Annotated in this window: 5 protein-coding genes; 3 read left to right on the forward strand and 2 right to left on the reverse strand. The window is 46.1% G+C overall.

Going from position 1 to position 6696, the window contains the following annotated elements:
* Nucleotides 1–154 precede the first annotated feature (154 nt).
* The 3 genes from ACOCLE_RS25990 (at nucleotide 155) to ACOCLE_RS26000 (ending at nucleotide 2842) form a co-directional block, all read left to right on the forward strand.
* The gene (locus tag ACOCLE_RS25990; RefSeq protein WP_419534881.1) at nucleotides 155–781 is read left to right on the forward strand and encodes a methyltransferase; all 627 of its coding nucleotides are present in this window, start codon (nucleotides 155–157) and stop codon (nucleotides 779–781) included.
* A 167-nt stretch (nucleotides 782–948) separates the two neighbouring features.
* Nucleotides 949–1458: a hypothetical protein gene (locus ACOCLE_RS25995; protein ID WP_419534882.1), complete on the forward strand. Its 510-nt coding sequence runs from the start codon at nucleotides 949–951 to the stop codon at nucleotides 1456–1458.
* Between the two features lie 103 nt (nucleotides 1459–1561).
* On the forward strand, nucleotides 1562–2842 hold the full coding sequence (locus ACOCLE_RS26000) for an ISKra4 family transposase (protein ID WP_419532972.1): 1281 nt from the start codon (nucleotides 1562–1564) through the stop codon (nucleotides 2840–2842).
* A gap of 295 nt (nucleotides 2843–3137) precedes the next feature.
* On the opposite strand, the gene ACOCLE_RS26005 is transcribed toward ACOCLE_RS26000, so the two are convergent.
* Entirely contained in the window at nucleotides 3138–4028 is an 891-nt protein-coding gene (locus ACOCLE_RS26005; protein WP_419533099.1) for an IS982 family transposase, read from the reverse strand.
* A gap of 255 nt (nucleotides 4029–4283) precedes the next feature.
* Nucleotides 4284–6608, reverse strand: a complete 2325-nt coding sequence (locus ACOCLE_RS26010; RefSeq protein WP_419534883.1) for a Lon protease family protein — start codon at nucleotides 6606–6608, stop codon at nucleotides 4284–4286.
* Nucleotides 6609–6696: the final 88 nt, after the last annotated feature.

Genomic DNA, 6696 nt, shown 5'->3' on the forward strand with positions numbered 1-6696 from the left:
ATGGTCGAAAAATCAGAAAATTCCAGATTTATATGAAGGGTGCTGAATAGTTACGATTATTGTTCTGGCTTCTAAGTTTGGCCAGGCGGCCTATGGTCGTTTTGGTGGGCGGGCACCAGGTGTGAAATTTGAGCCACGCCTTGGCTGGATTTTGATGGAACTTCCTGCACCTCTGGTATTTCTTATTGTGTTCTTCCAGGGGCAGAACAGTGATCAATTGGTCCCTATGATTTTCCTGGGCATCTGGATTATCCATTACAGTAACCGGGGTTTTATTAATCCACTGTTGATGCGTGTGCATAAAGGCAGTAAAGCATCATTCAATATATCCGTGGTGATTTTTGGCTGGATTGCTACCGCAGCACACGGCTTCTTCAGCGCTGATTTTATTGCTAACCATGCAAAACATCTCACACCAGAGTGGCTGACAGATCCGAGGTTTATCGTTGGTATTATCATTTATGCCATTGGATTTATGTTAAATGTGCACTCGGATGCGGTGGTTCGTAACTTGCGGTCCAAGGTGCCTAACCCAAATGAACCACGTTATAAAGTTCCCTATGGTGGTGGCTACCGTTTTGTTTCAAGCCCGAGTTATCTTGGGGAGATGCTGTCATGGCTTGGTTTTGCCATCTTTACCTGGTCATTGGCTGGTGTGTTTATTCTTCTGGTAACCATGGCTAACCTGGTTCCCCGTGCACTGGCTACTCATCGCTGGTACCAAAAGCAGTTTGAAGATTATCCTCAGAATCGTAAGGCGCTTGTCCCTTACTTGATCTAACAATGCGGTAATATAGTTAAGGGGCATGAGCTTTGTTCACACTGTCCCTTTTGACTCCATCTGTAAAAGCGACGCTAAATAGAGCTGGATCATGGTTTTTCTGCTGAATTTTAATTGAGAACTATTGTCTGAGATTGTCTGGTTGCTATGAGGAAGTGGAGTTATTTATGAGAACTGTTGAAAGTCAGTCTGGCTGTTCATATTCTGCGTACTCAGTGAGTGATGGAGCTAGCCAACAAGGATCAAATGCTGAAAGCGTCTCCAGACTCTATATGAATCGTGATAGTGCTCAGTATCATGAATCCAAAATCAGCCTTAATGATCGACGGGCCAAAGTAACCCATCAGTTTTTAGGAGAAAATAAAGTCAAGGGACAAGCATTTTTAGGTGATAATTTTGATGAGTTTGCTGCCTCATTACGCTACTTTGATTCTTTTATACAAAATCTTAAAGAGGAAGGAGTGCTGAGTGATTCGCAGATTAATTTTCTCGGAGTGCTGGCTAGTAACGAGGAGAAAGTCTCTGAACTGATTGCAATGCTTGCGCTTAGGTTTGATTTTCTTGCTTATAATGACAAAAAATTGGAGATGCGAAATCAGATCGCATTATGTTTGATTCTTTCAAAAAACGAATCTTTAGTTGATTTTCTCATAGATAAAGAACGGTTAAGAAACTAGAACTTCAATATATTACGCGAGGGTGCTCTCTCTGAATGATTGAAACAATAGTGCTCTATTTTCACAGCTACTATGGGAACACCACTCATAATAGTTAACTGTCATGCCCGCTTCTGTTATTTCCAGCTCTACCAAAAGCATCGTTTTGCAAATTGAAGTTTCTATAGATTCAGGCAACATGCTGAATCTTGAAGATAGTTTACAGCGTGCACTCAATGAAGCCGGGCAGCTTGGAACAAAAGAGTTATTGGGGCTATTTGAATCACCCAATAAAGAACCTATCGTCGTTAATCAGCAGAAGTGGAACTACAAAGGAAAGGTTCTTAAGCACTATGAAACCTTATACGGTCGTATACCTTTGGAGCGCTCCGTATATCAGGGTGTCAGAGGTGGCAGTACTCTGGCAGCACTTGATCTTCGTGCCGGTATTATTGGTTCAGCTACCCCCAAATTTGCCAAGTCTATCGCCTGGAAATACAGCCAGATGCCAGCGCCTGCGGTAAAAGAAGATTTTGAGACCAACCATCAAAGGACGCTTTCAAATTCTTATATCAAGCATTTATCGGACAGAGTAGGTGCATTAATTGAAGACCAGCAAGACACTCACTACCACCTTCCTCCACTAAAAGAGCCTGTTGAAACAATAGCCATTGGTCTGGATGGAACCTGCATGCTGCTTTGTGAAGAAGGCTGGAGGGAAGCCATGTGTGGGACATTGAGCCTATATTCTGCAGATGGAGACAGGCTCCACACGATATATACAGCCAGTTCGCCAGAGTATGGTAAACAAAGCTTTATGAGCAAGCTCGACGAGGAGATTGCAGATCTAAAACGACTCTACCCAAATGCCACATACATCGGGGTAGCTGACGGGGCTAGAGAAAACTGGAGTTATTTGAAACAACATACCTCTGGGCAGATACTCGATTTTTATCATGCATCTGAATATTTAGCTGGAGCAGCGGAAGCACTGTTTCCAACCAGTAAGGCGAAGCGACACCAGTGGCTTGAAGACAGGCTACATAGTTTGAAAAACAAGCGTGGAGCAGCCAAAAAAATCCTTCAGGAAATTGAATCAGCCGAGCTCCCGAAAAAGACAATCGCACTGACAGAGAAGCGCTACAAAGCTGTGAGCTATTTTACAAACAATCACCAGTTAATGAATTATCATCAGGCGCTTAAACGCCATTGGCCAATAGGTTCAGGAGTTACTGAAGCGGCTTGTAAGACTCTGGTAAAGCAACGATTATGTGGTTCTGGAATGAGGTGGAAAGCAACAGGAGCGGAAGTGCTTTTGACAACAAGAGCACTGATCCAGAGTAAGGGGCGCTGGGAACAACTTTGGTCTGAGTTCATGACTGGAAAGGTTGAAGCTAACCTATGAGTCAGTTATCAAATTGAGAGAGCACCCTTACGCGATGTGCGACTTTGTCTGAAACTATCTCAAATTACTAGCCCGGATATTTCATAAACTGCCCCGAATCTCGGGCAGGACTTTGTCGCCCTAAGGGATTTTGTGAGGGAGTGCCGTACCGGGGAGTACGGTCGACCGAGCAAAACTCCCTTAGGGCGGCAAAGGACAAGCGAGAACGGGAGCACGTTTATGAAATATCCGGGCTAGCATGATGGTAAGTCCAAGTTGTATCTTCAAAATCACGCAATTATTTGCTTTCCGTTTTTTAATCTTCGGAAATAAGGTTCTCAAACTGTATTGCAGGACGACCAGCAATTATATTCAGATAAGAACCAATATTATGTGCCAGTAACTTCCGAGCGATACGTGATGTCATATGCCATCTATCTCGACAATGGCACTTTTCTATTTCAAAGCGCTCTGTCAATTGACCTATCACTGTTTCTATTCTCCGTCGTACCCGTAATACCAGCTTTACAAACGACTTCGGACGTTCATCTTGCATGTTTTTTCTCAGTGGCGTCTGAAGATCAATACCTAATTCCTGACAATCAGCTTTAAACTCAGGCCTTATATAGCCCTTATCGCCAAGCAAGAGGCCAGAAATGGTCTCGAGCATGTCATAGGCTGCATCACGCTCATCTACGTTCGCTGCGGTCAGAGTAAAACCCACAGGAATCCCTCGTGCTTCAACCAGCAAATGCCCCTGAAAGCCATAGAACTTCTTGTCCTTGGAAGCGCAGTAACCATAACCAGCCTCAGCTTTAAAGATACGGCTCTGTGGTGCACGGGTTCTGACGACAACATCAATCGGAAAACCATCGATTAAATGGATATCTGCATTATCTGCATGCATCATCTGGACTATACGAATTTGCAGTCGTTGTTTCACATGCCATAAGTTGGCGGCCTGTTTGACAAATGCCGAGCGTGAAGGAATGTCAGGAAACAGGTGTCGCCAGTGTCGGGTAAAATACTTCCAAATCTCAGTGTCCTTATGATGCCCAAGCCATTCACCGACAACTTCCATGGTGATCGCTTCACTATCAGTGAGCTTTGGTGGAAACCCTCGAAGTCGCAGTGGTACAGGAAAAAGCTCTTTTACCAAATCGTCGATCAAGCAGTAGACTGTAGTGATAAACTCTTCAACGGGCATGACTGAAACCTTCTTTGCTTTCTACTGCTTTTAATAGCAGAAAGCAGGATCAGTCATGTCTCCTTATGCAAACCTAAAAGTCGCACATGGCGTATATATTTTACATTAATGCTATCGGAGCCTCTGGGGGACGTGTGGAAGAAAAAGCACCTTAATGTATAAGTGGTGAGGATGCCTTTTTTGGTGGGCCGTTGCCTGAAAAATGCAGCCTGATTTATCAGGCAACGGGTTGACGTTGGTTTAAGAACTATGCCATTAACTGTGGTTTTCTTTGGTTAGCTCGGCGATTTCTTTCAGACGTTCCAGTACTTTCTGGTTGATAGAGCCTTTTGGATAATTGCCTTTGCTGTTCATGACACCCGGGCGATGGCCTGTCAGTAGCTCAAGCGCCTCTTCAACGTGAGAAACGGCATAAACATTAAACTTCTTGGCTTTCACCGCATCCACTACCTTACTGTGAAGCATCAGGTTGCGAACGTTCGCCTGAGGGATGATCACACCCTGCTCACCGGTCAGGCCTCTGGCATTACAGAGATCAAAGAACCCTTCGATTTTCTCGTTCACGCCACCAATAGCCTGAACTTCACCATGCTGGTTCATGGAGCCCGTTACTGCATAGCATTGCTTGATCGGGGTATTGGTCAGTGCTGAGAGCAGGCAGCAGAGCTCTGCCATGGAGGCACTGTCACCATCGATATAGCCGTAGGACTGCTCCATCGCCAGACTGGCAGAAATCGCCAGTGGGAACTTCTGGGCATAGCGGCTGCCAAGATAACCGGTCAGGATCATGACGCCTTTGGAATGAATTGCCTGACCCAGGGCTACCTCACGTTCAATATCCACAATACCCTGACTACCGGGGTAAACAGCTGCGGTAATTCGGGCGGGAGAACCAAAGCAGGCATCTCCAACAGAGAGCACCGTTAAACCATTGATCTTGCCAATCTGCTCACCGTCAGTATCAATCAGGATGCTGCCTTCCAGCATATCATCCAGAATCTGCTTACTGACCCGGCCAGTTCGCTCAGCCTTGGCATCCAGTGCCCGGTCAATATGATCGTGGTTGATTTTACGGCCATTACTGGTTCGTCGAATAAAGTCAGCCTCGGCCAGCAAATCGAAGAGCTCACCGATTTTTGCCGATAGCTGAGTCTGGTTTTCGGTCATCCGGGAGCTTTGTTCTATCATCCGGGCAACTGCTGATGCAGACAGTGGTGGATAGTTTTCATCATCCGCTCGGTTTTTCAGTAGCTGGGCAAAAGCCTGAACGGTTTCAGTAGAACGCGGCAATTGGTCATCAAAGTCCACCAGTACCCGGAACATTTCGTGGAAATCAGGGTCAAGCTGCTGAAGGATGTAGTAAATATCCCTAGACCCAACCAGAATCACTTTCACATGCAGTGGAATAATTTCCGGGGTCAGGGTGATGGTATTCATCAGCCCCATCTCTGAGTAAGGTGATTCAATTTTTAATTGTCGCTCTTTCAGCGCACGTTTCAGTGCTTCCCAGACAAAGGGTTCTTCCAGAAGCTTATTGGCTTCAAGCAACAGATAACCCCCATTGGCCTGGTGCAGAGAGCCGGGGCAGATTTGACGGAAGTTGGTGACCAGGGCTCCCATCTCACTGGCGTATTCTATGCGGCCAAAGAGGTTTTTGTAGTTGGGGTGAGACTCATAGATAACCGGTGCAGCCGCATCATTCTTATGGCCAACCACAAGATTGGGAGAGTAAAGTTCTTCAAGTGCAGACCGTTTGCTGGCATCTTCTTTGGACTCCATTGCCCGCTCATCGGCCAGGTATTCAATTACCGTCCGGTGCAGGTGCTGTTTGACGGCTTCCAGATAATCCAGAATATTCTGCTCTTTGCTGTATTTTTTCAGCATGGGCTTCAGCAGCGGAGCCAGAGCCTGGTCAATGGTGTCCTGATTCAGGTCCTGAAGCTTTTCGTTGGACTCCCGTTTCCACTGTGGCAGTTCAACCAGGGATTCATTCAGACGTGTTTCCAGTTCACTGATATCGTTATTGAACTTTTCCCGCTTTTTATCTGGCAATTGAGCGAACTCGGTCTCATCCATCGCCTTGCCACCAGACATGGGCGTGAAGCTCAGTGCACCGGTATCCCGGTATAAAGCAATATCTCTTTTGAGAGCTTCCTGTTCAATTTGATCAATGGCCTGGTCATAGCGCTTATTGAAGCTGCGTTCAATGGCGCTTTTCTTTTGCTGATAGGTGGGGTTTTCAAACGCAGCAGGAAAGGTCATCAAGAGCTTATCAATGAAACTCTCAAAGTCTTTCTGCAGGTCGCTACCCAAACCAGCGGGTAGCCTGAGAGCTTTCGGCTCACGGGGGTTGTCAAAGTTATTGACGTAGGCCCAGTCATCAGAGGAACTTTGCCTTTTGGCCTCTGTTTCAAGGTATTTCCGGAGATAGGACATCCGGCCTGTGCCAGACTCGCCCATGACGTAGATGTTATAGCCCGAGCGGTGCATGGCGACACCAAACTGAATCGCACTGGTGGCCCGCTCCTGACCCAGGATACCGACGTAATTTTCCAGTTCTTCTGTGGACTTGAAACCCAAATCCTTAACTGGTTGCTTAGCGATGAGCTGATTCGCTGTTAGTTTGAGTTTTTTCACAAGTCTTGCCATTTCCCGCAAAATGCTTACA

Origin of the sequence: Endozoicomonas sp. (assembly GCF_965196975.1) — a bacterium.
In the GTDB taxonomy this organism is placed as follows: Bacteria; Pseudomonadota; Gammaproteobacteria; order Pseudomonadales; family Endozoicomonadaceae; genus Endozoicomonas.

Bases quoted from the DNA above. Each gene is read 5' to 3' on its own strand.
- ACOCLE_RS26005 (WP_419533099.1), bottom strand. From the start codon at position 4,028: ATGCCCGTTGAAGAGTTTATCACTACAGTCTACTGCTTGATCGACGAT.
- ACOCLE_RS25995 (WP_419534882.1), top strand. From the start codon at position 949: ATGAGAACTGTTGAAAGTCAGTCTGGCTGTTCATATTCTGCGTACTCA.
- ACOCLE_RS26000 (WP_419532972.1), top strand. From the start codon at position 1,562: ATGCCCGCTTCTGTTATTTCCAGCTCTACCAAAAGCATCGTTTTGCAA.
- ACOCLE_RS25990 (WP_419534881.1), top strand. From the start codon at position 155: ATGGAACTTCCTGCACCTCTGGTATTTCTTATTGTGTTCTTCCAGGGG.